We start from the raw sequence: 15,385 nt of genomic DNA on the forward strand, positions 1-15,385 counted from the left end.
TGGCCCTCGACGGCGGGCTTCTGATCCGGGTTGTTGGGCGGGCGGGTCTCGACCGGCGCGCCGGTCGCGGCGGAGGACGGCGCCTCATCCTGTCCATTGGCCCCGCAGGCGGCGAGAACCAGGGCGGCGGCGGAAGCGGCGAAGAGGGCGGGGCGCATGGCGGCTCCTGAACAGCGTGGCTTTGGATGGTCAGGATGCAGCCTTGCAGGGCTTTACGCGAGCCGAAAGGCGTCGCGACGAATGGTCCCGTACGAAATCCGCATCGAAGCGGCTTGAACCGGAGAGAAGGCGGCGATATACGCACCCCTCTCGCGCTCAGGGGTCGTTCTCGATCCGGCGCGATGCTCCGTAAGGGGTTGGGTAGCTCAGATGGTTAGAGCGGTGGATTCATAACCCACAGGTCGGCGGTTCGATCCCGCCTCCAACCACCACGGATTTCTTCTAAATCAAACGCTTAGGCGGACGCCCCAAATCTGGGGGCTCCCGCACAATGAGAACATTAAGGGATCAAACCGACCGCTCCGGGGGTGAAGTCCCGGAATAGTCCCGGAGGATGTTCCGCTAACGTTCTCGCTGTTCGAGTTGGCTTGCGCTCAATTTCAGTTCATCACCGAAGATCGCAGCCACGTTTTTATGACGCTCGACGAGCAATTGCCTGAGGGCGGCCGCCTTAGACTCCATCGGGCCTTTGGTCGGTTCATAAAAGATATCTGGTGACGCTCGGAGTGTCGCGAGCTGATCTGCTTCTTCGGCGATCGTCCTGAGTTCGGCGTGGACATTCCGCTGAAATAGGAACTGAGACCTGTCGAGAGCAGTGTTGAAGGCCTCCCCGATTTCGGGGGCGGTGAGAGCGCCGTGGGTCATGGAGGCCGCCGCTGTTTGGCGCCCTGGCACTGCACCTTTCAGCGCGATGTATGAGAGATAGGCGCGTGTGGCGTCGTAGACGTCGAGGCGAGCTTGCCACAGCGTTGCTCGAGCCTGGACATCCGCGATCTGGGCTTGTCGCTTTTGGATGTCAGCTTGGCGTAGGCCAACGAAGAAGGCCGCGATAACGGCGACGAATGCGACGACGGCCTCCCAGGTGAGCTGGGTAAAGTCGACCGTATCCCCAAATATGAAGTTCATTCTCTTCCCCCCTCGCACCGCAGGTGCGGTCGCGGAAGATTGCCCGTTTGTGGAGCAAGGTCCAGTTCGCCGCGATCGCGAAACGACGCGCCGTTTAATGAGGCTCCAGCGCCCGACTCAGCTACACCGCCGCGCCATGACGCCCGAACAACTGAACGACACCCTTGACGCCATGGCCGCTGCGGCGGGCGACAATGCCGACCTTCTCCCCGGCCTCATCGAGGTCAACAACACCGAATGGTGCGAAACCCTCTACGCGATCGAGAAGACAGCTCGGTCTCTGGACGAAGGCGTCAGGCACAGAGGGATAAAGGTCGTCATCTCCTCAGCGTTTGAAACCAGGGTGCTGACCAGAGCCGAGGCGCGCGAACGCGGCGCGCCTTATCGAGACGTATTGCCTGGGAGGTGAGCGCCGCTCCACTGCGGACGACAGCGGAGGGCGCTCGTCTCCCCGTACGCTGCGGGCCAGCGAGGCGCAGCGTAGTACATCAATAGAATCGATTGAGAAGGGTTCCCAGGGCAGGAGGCTGCGTCCGATTGCCCAGTTCTATATGATGTGGGACGGTCAAGCGCATGGCCCACAAAACTTTAGAAGATCTCGAGGATTTTGCAGAACGGCTCCAAGGACCGCTCGGCACGGCGCTGCGCTCGACCGGCGTCATCCTCGAGCGAAGAATGCGAGAGCGCGGCTTAAAGTGGGCAGATCTTGATGACAATCAGGTTGCCGACCTCTTCCTCGCCGCCTTCCTGGAGGCCGCACCAGACGCCTACCCCCAGCTTGATCGCACAGTCGTAGAAGAAGCTGTGCGAACCATGGCTGCCAATGTGAAGATGGAACTAACCGCCAACGTCACTGGCAGCGCTACGCCAAATTGAAACCCCTCGCCGGAGCTTGGGGCATCCAGCGAGGGGCTAGGCGGTTCCACAGAGGGCAGCCCCAGAGGATGGGGAGGGCTGCGATGATCCAACCGGCAGGGAGACGCACGGTTCCAAACGAAGAAAGGCCCGCCCTCCGAAGAGAGCGGGCCTCGATAGCGGAGCCCGAAGCTCGACGCCTTGCAATCCGGGCTCGCATCCCCATCTAGGTTACGAGCCTCGGCTCATTAGGCCCGTCTGAGTCCCAATGTGGCAGACGGGTTTTCTTATGCCCGTCAGTCAGGCCTCAGGCGAGCCCACCACGGACGCCCTATTCGCTCGACGGCCTCCGCGTCCCTCGCTTCACACGCCCGCCAGATCCCGATCACGTCGGCCGTCCGCCCGTTGGCCGTCCTGAGGGCGCCGGTCTGCGCCACGCCGAACGCCATCCAGCCCCGCTCGTCGGAGGGCTCCTGCGGAAGGGCGGCGGACGGGACAGGCTCAGTCCACCCGGCCGGGATCAGTGCGGAACACGGCGCACTGTGGGTCACGGTAATCGGAGAGCTGGCACACCCTGCGGCGAGCAGCATCAGCGGCAGCATTGCGATCAGGCGCATGGCGGATTTCCTTTTCAGCCTGGGTGACGATGGAGGTGGTGGATTGGTCGCGAGCGTCGGCCCGGTCGCGAATGGCGCTGGCGTCCTGCGCAGCGGCCGTGCGGCCATCGGCCAGGGTCTTACCTGCCTCGGCCTGTCGGGTGCGGTCAGCGGCCTTCTGACGGCCATCGACGGCGCACATGGTCAGAAGGATCAGGGCGAGCGCCAAACAGGCGACGGTGAGCCAGCCGGTGACGGAGAGGGCGCGGATCATCGCCCCGTCCTCATCTGCTCGGCCAGACGAACAGCGCGGCCCTTTACCTGCTTGGCCCAGAGCGAGTTCAGCATCCCCCGAGCGGCGCCCTCGTAGTCGCCATCCTTCACCATGCCGAGCGTGTTCTTGAAACCGAGAAGGCCAGCCACGCCCAAGTTATAAGCCATGTTCTGAAGGACGCGACGACGCACCGGGTCGAGGTTGCCGATCCATGGCAGCGCGGCGGCCAGTTCAGCGTTGTGCTTGCGCACGTCCTCGATCAGCGCAGCTTCGGCCTGCGCCTGCGTCCACACGGTTCCCGGCGCGACATGGGCGCGGCCGTAACCAATGGTCCAAACCCCAACCGTGTCTTTGTAGGCCTTGAGCCTCAGGCCTTCGTCGCGCTTCAGGTCTGCGATCAGGATGGGGTCGATGGTGTCGAGGTCGCTAAGCCCAAAGGCGTCGGCCAGGGCGTCGATCATCGGCACATGGGCGGGCAGCAGCTTTCCACCGGGCGCGAACGAGCGCACGGCGTCGAACAGGGCCTTGCGGTCCATGTCGGTCTCCAGTTCAGATTGTGAGGGGTTGCGGCTGCCCGGCTGGACAACCGGACTGCTCGGCTAGACAGTATCGCCGTTCACCGAGAGGGGGAGCGAGATGCCGGGACGACGACCGTCTGGACGGATATTGGAATGGACGCTGATCGTCCTGTGTCTGGCGATCTTCGGCGTACTCTACTGGCTTGCGACGGGCTGAGCGGAAACCAAATCCAGCCCGGCTTGTTGGCCTAGCATGACCGGACTTGGTGGATATCTGCTCGCAGCGCTCGACGAACTCTTCAAACGCCTGACCGGGAACGAGCGACTGCTCTAGCAGGGGGTCAACCCGCTTCGGTCTTGGCCTTGGCGATCTCGACCTCGGCCGTCTGCTTGCCCGTCTTCGCCACCTCCCAAGCCTTGCCGATGTAGAGGGCGCCGACGCCCGCGAAGACGCCGCCGATGAAGATGGCGCCGTCGTTTCCGTTCTCGACCCGATAGGCGATGACGATTGTCGCCCAGGAGGCGGCGAACGACGTGGCGATGATGGCGAACGGTCGCGCCAGATCGCCGATGAAGCTCTTGATGCGCTCAAGCCGGGTCGCGGGCGGCTGGATGGGCGTGTCGGTCATGATCCAACTCCGTTCTTGATGCCGATCCCAGCCGCGAAGGCGGCGATGCCCGCCAGCAGCCACGGTGCTGTCTGACGCAGCCAATCGACCAAGGCCTTGGCGCCCTTCTGCTGATCTCGCGTCCCCTCGAGGTCGTCGATGCGCTTGAAGGCTGCCGACAGGCGGTCGTTCAGGGCTTCGATCTGCCGCTCGTATTCACGAGCCTCCAGTTTGATGACCCGCTCGCGCACATCGTCGACCTTGCTGTTCATCCGCTCGACCTGTCGGGTCAGGGTACCCACGGCGTCGGTCAGCCCGCGCAGGGCGTGGATCTCGGCCATGCTGACGGCCTCCGGCTTGGTGACCGGAGTCATGATCTCGTTGCCTGCGGACATGCCGGCTCCTAAGCGATGGATTGTAAGGATGAGACGAACCGGGTTCGTCAGCGCCGGGTCAGCCGGCCGGTCGCAAAACCTGCGGCGAACACCGCCAGCAGGATCAGACCCGCCACGATGGCGACCTCGATGATCAGGCGGTCAAACATCGCCGGGCCAGCCGGTCATCCAGTCGGCCGACGACGGATCGGCCGCCGCCCTCACCTGGGACTTCAGGGCGCCGCCGTGGAACAGCAGGGCCGAGGCGTGGGCCGTCATGGCCGCCAACACGCCCAGCACCTGGTCCGCCGTGGTCTGGATGTTCCAGTTGTCCTCGGCGCGCATAGGCAGGATGGTTTCGGGCGAGCCTGAAACCAAGGCCGTCAGCGCCGCACCTTGAAGGGCCTGCCAGTTGCGCTGATCCTCGGGCCGCATCTGCAACAGACGCTCGCCCGCTGCGATCTCCGCGCCGCTGTCGTCCAAGGCCACCGTCGCCCCGAAGTCATAGGCGAAGTCCAACGCGGTGCGGCGGTCCCGCTCGGCGTCGATCTGGTGGCAGATGTCCTCGGCGGTTGGAGCGGGCGGCTCGGGCTCGACCCATTCCAGCCCCAGCGCCAGCAGGTCGTCATGCGGCCAGTCGGGCGGATACTGCACGTCGTTGATGATCAGCCAGCCGGACGAGGGGTCGCGGGGTGCGGGGGCGTTGTTGAGGTGCCACATCATAGGTCTCCGGTGTTGGTGTTAGGGAAGGCGCGCCCCTCGCCCCAAATAATTCGTAGGCACCCTGGTCCGGGACCGACAGATGGTCCACCGCCTCCACCATAGGTGGCTTGTGCGACGGAGCTTGCCGCCCCGGCCGCCCCTCCTGCGCCGCCGCCATACGGAGACGTGCCGCGCCCGGCATACCCTGCTACACCTGCGTCTCCACCGTATTCACCGTTCGAGGTATAACCGGCTGCGCCGCCTCCTGAGGCTGGATTAGATAAGCGATAGCTGCCCCCGCCGCCGGTTCGGAGCACTTGCCCAACACGACCCGCGCCCCCTCTCATGACGCTTTTGTCGTAATCCCAGCTTCCACGGGTCGCGTGAAGTAAGACGGTCAAGCCTCGGTTAAGGTGGCTATCCGAGGTATTGACAGTAACCGACAGCGCGTCGCCAGAGGTCACGGGAATGGCGTTGCTATAGGCTAGGCCGCCCCCAGCGCCGCCATACCAGATGTCCCAGTTGGCCCATTCCGCATAGTGGCCTGCACCGATGGCTACCGCGCAGATCGACGTAACGCCCGGCGGGACGATGAACGTCCCGCTTGTTGTGAACAATTGTTGGCCAGGCGGCGCTACGCCTGTCCCCGCCGCCATGATCCCCGGATTAGGAAGAAACATCAGGCGCTCCACTTCGAAGCAGGGAACAGGATCACCGCCCCAGCGCCACCGATCATGTAAGGGATGCGGGTCGCAGCGTTCACACCACTCTCAAGAGTGATGCCGCCCTTGGGCATTCTATAGGCGGCGTTGAAGGCCAGCGACGCCGTGCCGGAAGCGTTGATGATGCTGAAAACCCCGCTCTTCCCCGGATAGCCGCCCGAGGGCGGGCCAAGCGTTCCGTTCGCATCCAGAGTGATCGTCGCGTTGATGAAGCCGTCGAAGTTGATCCCTATGGCCGCGTCGGCACGGGTGATCGCGACGTTGGCCTGGGCGTCGGCCGCCACCTTGGGCGAGATGACCTTGCCGTCGACGGCGCCCGCCCGAACCTCTGCGACCGTGGCGAAGACGATCTTCGCGTCGACCTCGCCCTTGGTGTAGGTGTCGGCCTTCGCGGCCTTGTCGCCCAGCATCGCCAGCGTCGCCGCCGCGTCCGCCTTCTCATCCAGCGCGGCGGGCAGGCCCGTCACGTCAGCCAGCGGCACCGCCTGACCCTGGCGTCGATAACGCGCATCCGCCGCCTGGCGGTCCAGCACATCCGTATCCGCCGCCGCGCCGATTGCGCGCTTGCTGAAGGTCGCCCCGTCTTCCTGATACAGCAGACCGGGCGCTGCATTCAGTTCGGATAGCGCGGTCAGGATGGCGTTCTGGGTCTGCCCGAACGGGAAGCCGTCGGACCACACCCCGGCCGTGGCGCTGACTCGGGCATAGACGGTGCCCGTGTCCATCACCAGGACCGTGAAGCCCTCGGGCTCGGCGTCATAGGCCGCCCTCGCGGCCAGATCGGCGGGCTTGGCGTCGAACGCGAAGGCGTCGCCCTTCTCGCCCGTATCGCCCTTGAAGTCGGCCCGCGCGAACAGGTTCGTCCAGGTCGCATCCCCCACATACCGCCATTGCAGATGCGTGACGCCGGGCTGCAGTTCGACCTCGCGGCCGTCGTCTCCGTCCGCCGCGCGAGGCAGCTGGAAGGTGAAGACCGGCGCGCTGTCCGGCCCGCTGCGCGTCACTACGGCGGGCTGGCCCGGCGCGATCATCGCAACCTCGGCCGAGGCGTTGGGGGTCATGCCGTCTTCGCCGTCGCGGGCGGCGGGAATGCCGAAGGCCAACGTCCGATCCGATGCCGTACCGCCCAGCGTCACCGTCGGCTCTGCGCCCGGCGCCAGCATGCTGATCGACGCGCCGCTGATCACCCCGGCCGGGCCATCGGGCCCGACCAGAGAAACCGGCACGCCCCAACCCGCGAGTGTCTTCGGGCCGTAGAGCGCGCCGTTCACCGTGTCGTAGGCGAAGGTGTTCAATTCCCCGAGCGCGACGTCAGGCGGCCCTTCCGTCAGGATCAGGCCGTTGAGACGAGCCAGGAACCGGCTGACACGCGCGGCCAGGTCCGCATTGGAAAGCGTGCGCGACGGCCAGTCTTCAGTCGCAGCCGTCAGTTCAGCGATCGCCTGCGCCTCGCTGATTGTACCGGCGATCAGGCGGGCGTTGATGTCCACCTGGGCGGCGGCCCATTGAGCGTCGGTCAGCGCCATGCTCAGCCCCCAACACTACGCATGAGGGCTTGCTCTTCGGCGCGGATATCCGCGACCGGATCGGTGGCCTGGGCCATAGGAATCTCCTGATGTGTGGATGGCTGTGTGGGGGGCCACGAGCCTTGCGCGTAGAGGCCGTCGAACTGCGCGCTGTGTGCGGATGCGTCGGCGGCGTTGCCCTTAAACGGAAGTAACATCGGCCGTATAAAGCCCATTCATCCTAACGTGCCGAACTTGTGCGAAGTATGTCGGGGATCCAATGAGGACCTGAAGAAGTAGCCTCCTCCTTCCCCTTCTTTGGCCGAGCGCAGGCGAAAGATACCCGATATTCATCGTTCCCCAAGAGGACGGAGCCGTCACCGAGTTCTGGTGAAGAACGACGACATCACCACCCGAGGCGTCCACAGACACCACCCTGTATACTATCGAAGGGATTTGGGGGCCTTGGGAGTTCTGGGCATCGGCCTGGGCCTCCATTGTGACCTTGATTGAAAAGGCCCCATCCCGCATCGGGTGAAGGCTGGTGCTTGCGATTGTAGTCCAGTCCTCATTTAGGAAAACCGGAGAGGCCCCGCTTGTCCCTGTGTCAAAAGGGCCGCTCAACGTCTTACCTCCGAAGAAAGAGTCTCCGGCCGCGTCCCGCCACTGGCCGCCCGCCGCTTCGGCCGCCGCCTTGGTGGCGCTGGATGTTGAGACGTTGCTGGGGCCGACCCAATAGGTCAGCGCGTCAGGTCCAAAGGGTGCCCCCCATGCCGTGATGTAGCGGACAGAGCCGGTCGTCGTGACCAGCGTGTCGGTCGCATCCTCGAAGACGGTGTTGTCGCCAAACAGTATTTGCGCCGCCGCCAGTCGAACAAATGAGCCGGCCCCGCCCGAGAAAAGTTCAACCAAGGCAGGATTGCCGCCCCCCGCCGCAGCGACAAGGCGCACTCGAGCTTCGTTCAGCTTCCCATCGGCGGATTGCGCCGTAGACAACGCCAGGGCCGCCGTTGCCGAGACCCCATTGAGCTGTGAGGTCGTCGCAAACGTCAGGTTCGCTTCGGCCTTATAGGCGTCGACGTACGACTTCATCGACGCATACGTCGCAGCGTCGCCGTTCTCCCGCTCGGCCTTGGTGGCGTAGAGGAGCGAGGCCTCGGTCGCCTTGGCGTCCGAATAGGACTTGGCCTGCTGAAGCGTCGTCGCGCGTCCGGCATCAACCTCGGCCTTGGTGTAGACCGTGTTCATAGCCGTCGCGACGCTACCGTCCGTGTAGGAGTGAGCCTGGAACAGCGTCGCAGCCTGGGCGTCGTTCAGCATGGCGATGGTGGCCATGGTGTACGTGACTTCGGCGATCTTGTTGTCCGCGTGCTGGACCGCACCCTGATAAGCGATTGCGATCCCCTCGCCCCGCTCCTTGGCCTCCTTCACCAAGGCGTCGTTCTCGTTAAGGATGGTCTCCAGGACGAGTTCAGCAACCTGTTCGGCAGCTTCCGTCCCGGCAGCGATGTCCCCGACCTGATCCAGAACCTCTTGCACGACCTTCTCGGCCGCATCCGGCGCCAGCCCGCCCGCGATCAGGTCGCCGGCCGTGTACGGTCCCTTGATCGTCTTTGGCGACGCCCCGTCATCGGCCGAGCGATAGCTCAACGCGACCCAGAACACTTCGCCTGGCGACAGCTCATTGACCGGAATGCGCAGCTGGCCGTCGTTGATGGTCACCGTCTTCGCGACGCGCCACGGACCGTCAAACGAAGGCCCTATCTCAATGACGATGTCTTCGGCGCGGGCGTTGTCGATGTCGATCACGACTTCCGCGCCGGGCGCCGAAACGCCTTCGGGCGAGGGCGGCACGATCACCACATCAAAGGCACCGGGATCGGGGGCGTTCAGGTCATGTCGGGCAGACAGCGCGGGCGTCGGCGAAGGGTTCGCTTGCTGGCCCAGAGCCCAGGCGACCTTGCCCGGCGTCTCCGAAACGAACACCACATAGGGCGTATCCGTCTCCGGATCATAGTCACGATCCAGGACCAGCATATCCATGCCGTCCAGTAGGAGGCCCGGCTCGTTTACCGTGAAGACGTCGCCGGGTTCCAATTCGCGACAATAGGCTTTCAGCGGCCAGCGGCCAGCGATGCCCTCACGGCTATGGGCGATGTCCAAGGCACAGAGTTCCGCAGCCTGCTTTGCGCTCGGGACGTAGGGATAGTCGCGTTGGTCAGACCGGACGCGACCGCGATCCTCTTCGATGTAGACGCTCGAAGTTACCGGCTCTGCCGCCGTCAATAACCATTCATGAGCTTCACTTAAATAGCGCGGCGTTATCGTGCTGTAACGGTTCAGGACGTTGGCCGCCGTGTCCAGCTCGATGGGGCCCGCGGTGTCCGCCGCCGAAATTGTCATTACAGGGGACTTGGGTGCGCCGCGCGTGACGCAGCTGACCAGTCCCGCGCGGCGACTGATAACGGCGCCGCCCGCCTGCAACATGCCAGCCCGAACCTCGGACTTGCTTTCGTCGGACCGTGGATAAGCAGCAATAGTCCAGTCGTTGGCGTCGGCCACATTGGCCGCGCGGGTATAGGCGCTCCAGTCGATCCCGGCGGGCGAGACGCCCAGTCCGCCGACCACCTTGCCGTTCTCCCGCAGGCCCAGGCACCAGTTCAGGTCTGCGATGGCCGGGTTCGTGATGGTCCGATACGTCGACCGGTCGTTCAGACGGCACGGGCCGGAGCCGCCCGGCATGGTGCTATCATAGCGATGATCATAGCCCTTGATCCCGCGCAGGACGGTGATCGGCGCGGGCTCGCCCTGCGGATAGACGCTGAACTTGGAGTCCATGCGCAGCGTCCACATGAACGCCGCCTTGCCGGACAGCCTGTGGTTCGGCCCCCAGTTGGGCAGCGTCTGATAGGTGATGGCCGCAGGGGACGTGAGGGCGGTGTCGGGCTGTTCGCCCAGGCGCCGTTGCATCCACATCTCGCCGCCATAGCGCCCCGTCGCCGCCTCTCCGGCGAACGCGATGGGTTCGCGGTCAGCGGTGAAGCCCAGATAGGCGCTGATAGGACCAGCGCCCGACAGGACAGTGACGATCCCCTTGTATTCGTTATCCTTCCCGAACGTGTTCTTGTAAACGATGTTTCCGGCGACGCCGATGCGGTCGCCGATGGCGAACGGAATGCCCGCGTTGGGGTCCGCCAGCCATTCGCCCGGCGCACGGCCGCCCACGTCTGGTTTCATCAGCACCGAAGCTGCGGCCGACAAAGCGACCGAACCGGCCACGTTGACGGCGACGACGGTTGCGACCTGACCGGCCGTTGCAGTTCCGCTCCCTACGGCGACGAAGGCCGCCTTGACGAAGGCCCACGCAGCCGCTGCCATCTCAGCCATGGGCGACCCTCCAGGCGATCACGTCAGGGTGCGACAGGTCGGGCTTGCCGACACCGCAGATGACACGGCCGTCCGGGGTGGGGCCGAATGCCAGGGTGCGCACGGCGCCGTATTCGTGTGCGACCGATAGGGCGACGCGGAACGGTCCGTCTTCACGGCTGGGTCCGGCGATGATGTCGCCGGGCCAAGCCATGGCGGCGCCGATGCGCACAAAGCCCAGCGCGTCGACAGCTTCAGCCAGATCGGCGAAGCCCAGGCCCTTCAGCGCCTTGGCCGCACCCCACTCCGAGCGATACCGAACCCCCTTCAGCAGAGGGGTTCCCACGCCGAGCTTGTGCATCGAATGGCCGACAAGGCGAACGCAGTCCGCCGCGCCATAGCGCAGTTCCTTGCCGTCGAAGCGCGCCATACAGGCGCGTACCGCCGCCTCCCGGCGGATTGTCTCGCGGGCCATCAGAACAGGTGCGCCATGCCGCCGTCGACGTGGCCGCCGCCGGGGCGCCCGCCCCCGCCGCTATACGAAACCGAGGGCTTGCGGATGCGCCAGAAATCCTTCTGCGTAACGCCGGTGACGTGGACGAGGCCCAGTTCGCCCGGCCAGACGGACTGATGGAAGGAATGGCTCAGCCTACGTTCATCATTCGGCTCGAGCGCACGCGCCTCTTCTGTGATCAGCTCGACCCGAACCGCCCGCGTCTCTTCGTCGGCGACCAGAACGGCATAGTTGATCTCGCCTCGGAACAGCAGTTCGACGCCGAAGACGCCGCCGGTGTCCGTGTCGATGGCGCCTTGCGTGATGGTGATCGGCGCGCCCTGCGTCTTCGGATTGGCCAGCACCTCAATGGCCTCGGCCGTGGCCGTGCGCAGGACGAGACTGGCCGTGGTCGCCTCGCTCTTCACGCCGTCGCTGATGGGGCTGATCTTGTCGATGGCGCCGAAGCGGTCATCCCGGCCGAGATAGGTCTCGCCCGCGATGACGGCCTGCCCGCCGTTCAGTAGACGCAGGGGCGCCGCCCCGTCGGGCAGTTCGCCGCGCACAGCCGTAAAGGTCCGCGCCGGTTGCCCCAGCGCGGCTTTCAGGATCGGGTCCATGGAAACCTACTCTTGCTCTTCGATGCGGAAGCTCACGGCGGCCGAGCCAACGTGCGCGAAGTCTTTGATGGAGACCCCGCCCTCGATGGTGACGAAGCCCTCGATCACAGGGTCGGACAGCCGGACAGGCGCGTTCAGCGGCGCGCTGCGCCGGATCATCGGCCACAGCTTCAGGATGGCGGCACCGTTGACGTCCGCCGCGACCTCGCCGTCGACCAGATAGAGGAAGTGCTGGCCGCCAATGACGAGGTTCATCCACTTGCCGTCGGGAATGACGACGCCGGGCGTCAGGCCCGCGACGTTCAGCGACGTGCCCTGCTGACCGCCCAGCGCAACGCGCGGTGCGCCGTAATCGCGATCAGGCGAACCCGGTTCGCGAATGGCCATTATCACGGTGTTGATCTTGCCCTTCGCGAGGATCAGCTTGACCTTGGCTCCGCACGTCGCCGCCGCCATGGCCGGGATCGAGACATCGAAGGCCCACCTGTCACCGGTCCGGGCCAAGGGCAGCAGCGGGCCGCCCCAGGCTGGGCGCTGCGTCGTTCCGGCCGCGATTTGGACTTCCTGATAGCCCGTCTGCCGGGGCAGCGGCGGCAGCGTCAGCCGCGCCATTACCGCCGCGTCCTGTAAATGGACTTGCGCTGCTGTTCGGCTGAGGCGCTGGCGACCTGAGCCACAGCGCCCGCTTGGGCCATCGCAGCCTTGCGGTCCATGTCCCGCAACAGCTCTTCGGTCATCACCGCGCCCTCGAAGTTGTTGTGCAGATGCTGTTCGACGATGATGGGCTGGCGCCCAGCGCCGTCGCCGCGCTCCATGGCACGGGCGACCTGGGGCAGGAGCGTGGACGCCACAGAGCCGCCCTTGGCGTATCCCGGCAAGCCCCGGCGCATGGCCTCGACAGCAGCCACGCCGCCGGCGCGCGCGACGTCCCGCTGCGACCAAACCACCTCGCCCCTGTGGACGACGCCCGCCGGATCATTCACGCCGCCGGGGCCGGTATAGCCGCCGGATGAGAAGCCGGGCAGGAACGAGGTTGCGGCGGATGCGGCCATGATCTGCGCGGCCATGGCGGCACCCGCCGCCGCACCAGCGGTCACGATCGAGGCCGCCATCGTCGTTCCGGCAGCCGCGCCTGCTGTGACGATGGCTGGTGCTACGACGGCCGCATGGGCGGCGCCCTCTGCAGTCCCCGTAGCCATAGCGTCGACGCCGCCGAACACGGCGTCGAAGATCTGCTCCCCGGCCTTCTGCATCATCGTATCGGCGAAGTTGCCGAACTGATTGGACAGGAAGCCCTGAAGGTCGCCTGCCATCGCCGCGCGGATGCCGTCGCTGAACGCCGTGGCGAACAGTTCACGATGCTCGCCATAGGTCGCCGCAGCCCGCTCGCGCGTGACTTCCTCGGTCGCACGCCGCTCCGCATCGGCAGGTTTCAGTCCGTAGCCCTCGGCCTGATAGGCCTTGGTGCGTTCACGGATCGCCGCCTGGTCCTGCAGCTCCTTGGTCAGCTGGCGGTTGCCGCTGAGTTGCGCAACCGCGAGGCGATGCTCCTCGCGGGCCAGGTCGAGGCCGCGCATGGCGGCATCCACGCGGGCGGACTGAATGGCGGCCAGCATGCTTTCGGCCTTGGCGATGGCGCTCGTCTCGTCGGCCGTCACCTTGGCCAGCGCTGCCACCAGCTCCCGCTTCTCGACCTCTTCCTCAATCGCGCGGACCGTCGCCCAGTTCTCGTCCAGGCGGGCGATGTCGAGGTCCCAGCTGCGCTTCAGCAGCCCTTCTTCGCGCTCCATGGCGCGGGCGCGGGCTTCGTCCAGTTTCGTCTGGACTTCGCCCGAGATGGCGCGGGCCTGCGCAGCCTTGAACCCGGCGTCTTCCAGCTGACGGATGCGGGCCGTGATCTCGGCCTGACGCTCCAGCTCGCGGACCTTGGCGATATGCTCATCCAGTTGCGCGACTTCCAGCGCCGTCTGCGCCTTCAGGTCTTCCAGCAAGCGCCGCCGCTGTTCGGCCGCTTTGGCGTTCTTGCCCGCGTCCTTGTCGGTGTATTCGAGCGGCGTTGTCGCCTGAACGACCGTCTCCTGCGCAGTTTCGGCCAGCGCCCGATAGGCCTTCTCGGCTTCCTCTGCCTCGATGCGCAGGCGTTTGAGGTCCGTCGTCTCCTGGACGGTATCAATCGGGTTGCCGTTCGGGCCGATCTGGGTGGGCCGCTGTTCTTGGGGCAGGAGTGAGAAGCCCGCCGGAATGCCGCCCATCGAAAGCGATTGGGAATAGGTTGTGACTGGTTTCGACGCGACCTCAGCCTTCGCGTCCAGATAAGCGTTCCGCTTCATCTGCGCCTTGAGGCGCTCCTCAGCCAGCAGGGCGTCTATCTTCCGGCGAATGCTCGCCGTCTCTTCATCATTGGCGGCAGCCAGCTTCCTGACCAGCTTCTCCAACTCGCTAGTTGCAGGCGCGATTTCAGCCTGCGCCTTGGCGTGGGCCTTGGCGGTGATTTCTGCGGTAGTCTGGGCTTTGGCCAACATGACCAGGCCAGTCACCAACCCAGCAACGGCTAGCGTCGCGAGGCCGACAGCGTTGGCGCTTAGCGCGGCCTGAAGAGCCTTGACGGCCCCCTCCGCGCGCGCGGCAGAGATCGCGGTGCGAACCATGCCCTTTTCCGCTGCCAGCCACGACGCGACGTAGTTGGTCCCGATGAATATCGCCAACGCCTGCGCGGCATCCAACAGGACGCCCATGTTGTCGCCGAGGAAAGCGACGCCCTTGGTCGCCAACTCCAGCGCAGCGATAGCCGCAGCTGTCCCGCCCTGATCGGCCAGCTGCTTAAAGGTGTCGCCCGCCTGCCGCTGCAGATCGTTCAGTGATTTGGTCAGGCCCGTGTTCACGGCCTTGGCCGCGCCATCGACCTGGGAAGAGAGGTTTTTGAGAACGACCTGCTGCGCCTCGGCGAACCGGCCCGCCTTCATGTGAGCCTCGGCCCGCTTCAGCTCGGCCTCGGTCAGCGCGAAGCCCCGCTTGCGAAGATTGGCAAAGCCCTCAATCGGATCGTCCAGCGCCCGCGCCACAGCGTCCAGATTGGACTTCAGGTCCCCGCCGAACACCGCCGCCATGTCGGTGGCGACCTCAATGGCCTCGGTGAACTCGCGCCGACCGATCGACGTGAAGGTCGCCAGCTGCGCCGCTGCGTTCTGAATTTCGGTGGCGCTTCGTCCTGTCTCTTCTTCCAGCTCTCGCGCCCAGGAAGCGATCTGCCCGTACGACAAGCCCGCCGCGTGGCCGGTCGTCTTCAAAACGGCTTCCAGCCGCTTGGCGGCCTCTTCGCCCTCCCGGAAATCCTTCACCAGCTGGGCGGCGCCAAAGCTGACGCCGAGGGCAGCCAAGGCTGAAGTGGCCATCAGCGCCGAGCGACGGATGCCCATCGATGCGCCATCGACGCTCTTCTGGATTTCCGCCATGGACCGCCGGGTCTCCGCCTGGGCGCCATGCAGCGAGCGGTTCATCTTCTTGATGGTCGCTTCGAACTGCGTCGCGTTCGCCTCAATGCGAACCAGCAGCCGATCAATCTCTTCGGCCATGCACACCGCCCATGAAAAAGGGCGGCTCTGAAAGAACCGCCCGTTACACCTTCAG

Annotated in this window: 14 protein-coding genes and 1 tRNA gene; 3 read left to right on the forward strand and 12 right to left on the reverse strand. The window is 65.3% G+C overall.

Annotated elements, in window-relative coordinates; all coding sequences use genetic code 11:
• Positions 1-354 precede the first annotated feature (354 nt).
• Positions 355-431 (forward strand) — tRNA-Met (locus RT567_RS00320).
• A gap of 130 nt (positions 432-561) precedes the next feature.
• Here the strand turns inward: RT567_RS00320 and RT567_RS00325 are convergent.
• The gene (locus tag RT567_RS00325; protein WP_313573516.1) at positions 562-1,125 is read right to left on the reverse strand and encodes a hypothetical protein; all 564 of its coding nucleotides are present in this window, start codon (positions 1,123-1,125) and stop codon (positions 562-564) included.
• On the opposite strand from RT567_RS00325, the gene RT567_RS00330 reads away from it, so the two are divergent.
• The gene (locus tag RT567_RS00330) at positions 1,115-1,534 is read left to right on the forward strand and encodes a hypothetical protein (protein WP_313573518.1); all 420 of its coding nucleotides are present in this window, start codon (positions 1,115-1,117) and stop codon (positions 1,532-1,534) included. The two genes, RT567_RS00325 and RT567_RS00330, sit on opposite strands and share 11 nt — an antisense overlap.
• 164 nt (positions 1,535-1,698) lie before the next feature.
• Positions 1,699-2,001, forward strand: coding sequence for a hypothetical protein (locus RT567_RS00335; RefSeq protein ID WP_313573520.1), 303 nt, complete (start codon positions 1,699-1,701; stop codon positions 1,999-2,001).
• Positions 2,002-2,481: 480 nt separating this feature from the next.
• Here the strand turns inward: RT567_RS00335 and RT567_RS00340 are convergent, their stop codons facing one another.
• The 11 genes from RT567_RS00340 to RT567_RS00390 all read right to left on the reverse strand — a co-directional run bounded on the left by RT567_RS00340 (position 2,482) and on the right by RT567_RS00390 (position 15,330).
• Positions 2,482-2,850, reverse strand: coding sequence for a hypothetical protein (locus RT567_RS00340; RefSeq protein ID WP_313573521.1), 369 nt, complete (start codon positions 2,848-2,850; stop codon positions 2,482-2,484).
• Positions 2,847-3,386, reverse strand: a complete 540-nt coding sequence (locus RT567_RS00345; RefSeq protein ID WP_313573523.1) for a glycoside hydrolase family protein — start codon at positions 3,384-3,386, stop codon at positions 2,847-2,849. Before RT567_RS00345 ends, RT567_RS00340 begins: the two co-directional genes overlap by 4 nt.
• Positions 3,387-3,709: 323 nt before the next feature.
• Positions 3,710-3,997 (reverse strand): hypothetical protein, encoded by a 288-nt coding sequence (locus RT567_RS00350; RefSeq protein ID WP_313573525.1) that lies wholly within the window; start codon positions 3,995-3,997, stop codon positions 3,710-3,712.
• A complete protein-coding gene (locus RT567_RS00355; protein ID WP_313573526.1) occupies positions 3,994-4,371 on the reverse strand; it encodes a hypothetical protein in 378 nt (125 codons plus the stop codon). The genes RT567_RS00350 and RT567_RS00355 overlap by 4 nt, the downstream gene beginning before the upstream one ends.
• A gap of 141 nt (positions 4,372-4,512) precedes the next feature.
• Entirely contained in the window at positions 4,513-5,073 is a 561-nt protein-coding gene (locus RT567_RS00360) for a hypothetical protein (protein WP_313573527.1), read from the reverse strand.
• Positions 5,074-5,731: 658 nt separating this feature from the next.
• Complete coding sequence (locus tag RT567_RS00365) at positions 5,732-7,300, reverse strand: hypothetical protein (protein WP_313573529.1); 1,569 nt, start codon at positions 7,298-7,300, stop codon at positions 5,732-5,734.
• A 180-nt stretch (positions 7,301-7,480) separates the two neighbouring features.
• Positions 7,481-10,666, reverse strand: a complete 3,186-nt coding sequence (locus tag RT567_RS00370; RefSeq protein ID WP_313573531.1) for a hypothetical protein — start codon at positions 10,664-10,666, stop codon at positions 7,481-7,483.
• Positions 10,659-11,120 (reverse strand): DUF6950 family protein, encoded by a 462-nt coding sequence (locus RT567_RS00375; protein ID WP_313573533.1) that lies wholly within the window; start codon positions 11,118-11,120, stop codon positions 10,659-10,661. The genes RT567_RS00370 and RT567_RS00375 overlap by 8 nt, the downstream gene beginning before the upstream one ends.
• Positions 11,120-11,758: a hypothetical protein gene (locus tag RT567_RS00380; RefSeq protein ID WP_313573535.1), complete on the reverse strand. Its 639-nt coding sequence runs from the start codon at positions 11,756-11,758 to the stop codon at positions 11,120-11,122. The genes RT567_RS00375 and RT567_RS00380 overlap by 1 nt, the downstream gene beginning before the upstream one ends.
• A gap of 6 nt (positions 11,759-11,764) precedes the next feature.
• Positions 11,765-12,370, reverse strand: coding sequence for a hypothetical protein (locus RT567_RS00385; RefSeq protein WP_313573537.1), 606 nt, complete (start codon positions 12,368-12,370; stop codon positions 11,765-11,767).
• Positions 12,370-15,330 (reverse strand): phage tail length tape measure family protein, encoded by a 2,961-nt coding sequence (locus RT567_RS00390; protein ID WP_313573538.1) that lies wholly within the window; start codon positions 15,328-15,330, stop codon positions 12,370-12,372. Before RT567_RS00390 ends, RT567_RS00385 begins: the two co-directional genes overlap by 1 nt.
• Positions 15,331-15,385 lie beyond the last annotated feature (55 nt).

The organism is Brevundimonas sp., from assembly GCF_032107865.1.
GTDB lineage: Bacteria > Pseudomonadota > Alphaproteobacteria > Caulobacterales > Caulobacteraceae > Brevundimonas.

Excerpts from the sequence above, each read along its gene's own strand:
- RT567_RS00360 (WP_313573527.1), bottom strand. The coding sequence starts at position 5,073 with ATGATGTGGCACCTCAACAACGCCCCCGCACCCCGCGACCCCTCGTCC.
- RT567_RS00390 (WP_313573538.1), bottom strand. The coding sequence starts at position 15,330 with ATGGCCGAAGAGATTGATCGGCTGCTGGTTCGCATTGAGGCGAACGCG.
- RT567_RS00365 (WP_313573529.1), bottom strand. The coding sequence starts at position 7,300 with ATGGCGCTGACCGACGCTCAATGGGCCGCCGCCCAGGTGGACATCAAC.
- RT567_RS00325 (WP_313573516.1), bottom strand. The coding sequence starts at position 1,125 with ATGAACTTCATATTTGGGGATACGGTCGACTTTACCCAGCTCACCTGG.
- RT567_RS00370 (WP_313573531.1), bottom strand. The coding sequence starts at position 10,666 with ATGGCTGAGATGGCAGCGGCTGCGTGGGCCTTCGTCAAGGCGGCCTTC.
- RT567_RS00375 (WP_313573533.1), bottom strand. The coding sequence starts at position 11,120 with ATGGCCCGCGAGACAATCCGCCGGGAGGCGGCGGTACGCGCCTGTATG.
- RT567_RS00335 (WP_313573520.1), top strand. The coding sequence starts at position 1,699 with ATGGCCCACAAAACTTTAGAAGATCTCGAGGATTTTGCAGAACGGCTC.
- RT567_RS00340 (WP_313573521.1), bottom strand. The coding sequence starts at position 2,850 with ATGATCCGCGCCCTCTCCGTCACCGGCTGGCTCACCGTCGCCTGTTTG.
- RT567_RS00350 (WP_313573525.1), bottom strand. The coding sequence starts at position 3,997 with ATGACCGACACGCCCATCCAGCCGCCCGCGACCCGGCTTGAGCGCATC.
- RT567_RS00385 (WP_313573537.1), bottom strand. The coding sequence starts at position 12,370 with ATGGCGCGGCTGACGCTGCCGCCGCTGCCCCGGCAGACGGGCTATCAG.
- RT567_RS00330 (WP_313573518.1), top strand. The coding sequence starts at position 1,115 with ATGAAGTTCATTCTCTTCCCCCCTCGCACCGCAGGTGCGGTCGCGGAA.
- RT567_RS00380 (WP_313573535.1), bottom strand. The coding sequence starts at position 11,758 with ATGGACCCGATCCTGAAAGCCGCGCTGGGGCAACCGGCGCGGACCTTT.
- RT567_RS00355 (WP_313573526.1), bottom strand. The coding sequence starts at position 4,371 with ATGTCCGCAGGCAACGAGATCATGACTCCGGTCACCAAGCCGGAGGCC.
- RT567_RS00345 (WP_313573523.1), bottom strand. The coding sequence starts at position 3,386 with ATGGACCGCAAGGCCCTGTTCGACGCCGTGCGCTCGTTCGCGCCCGGT.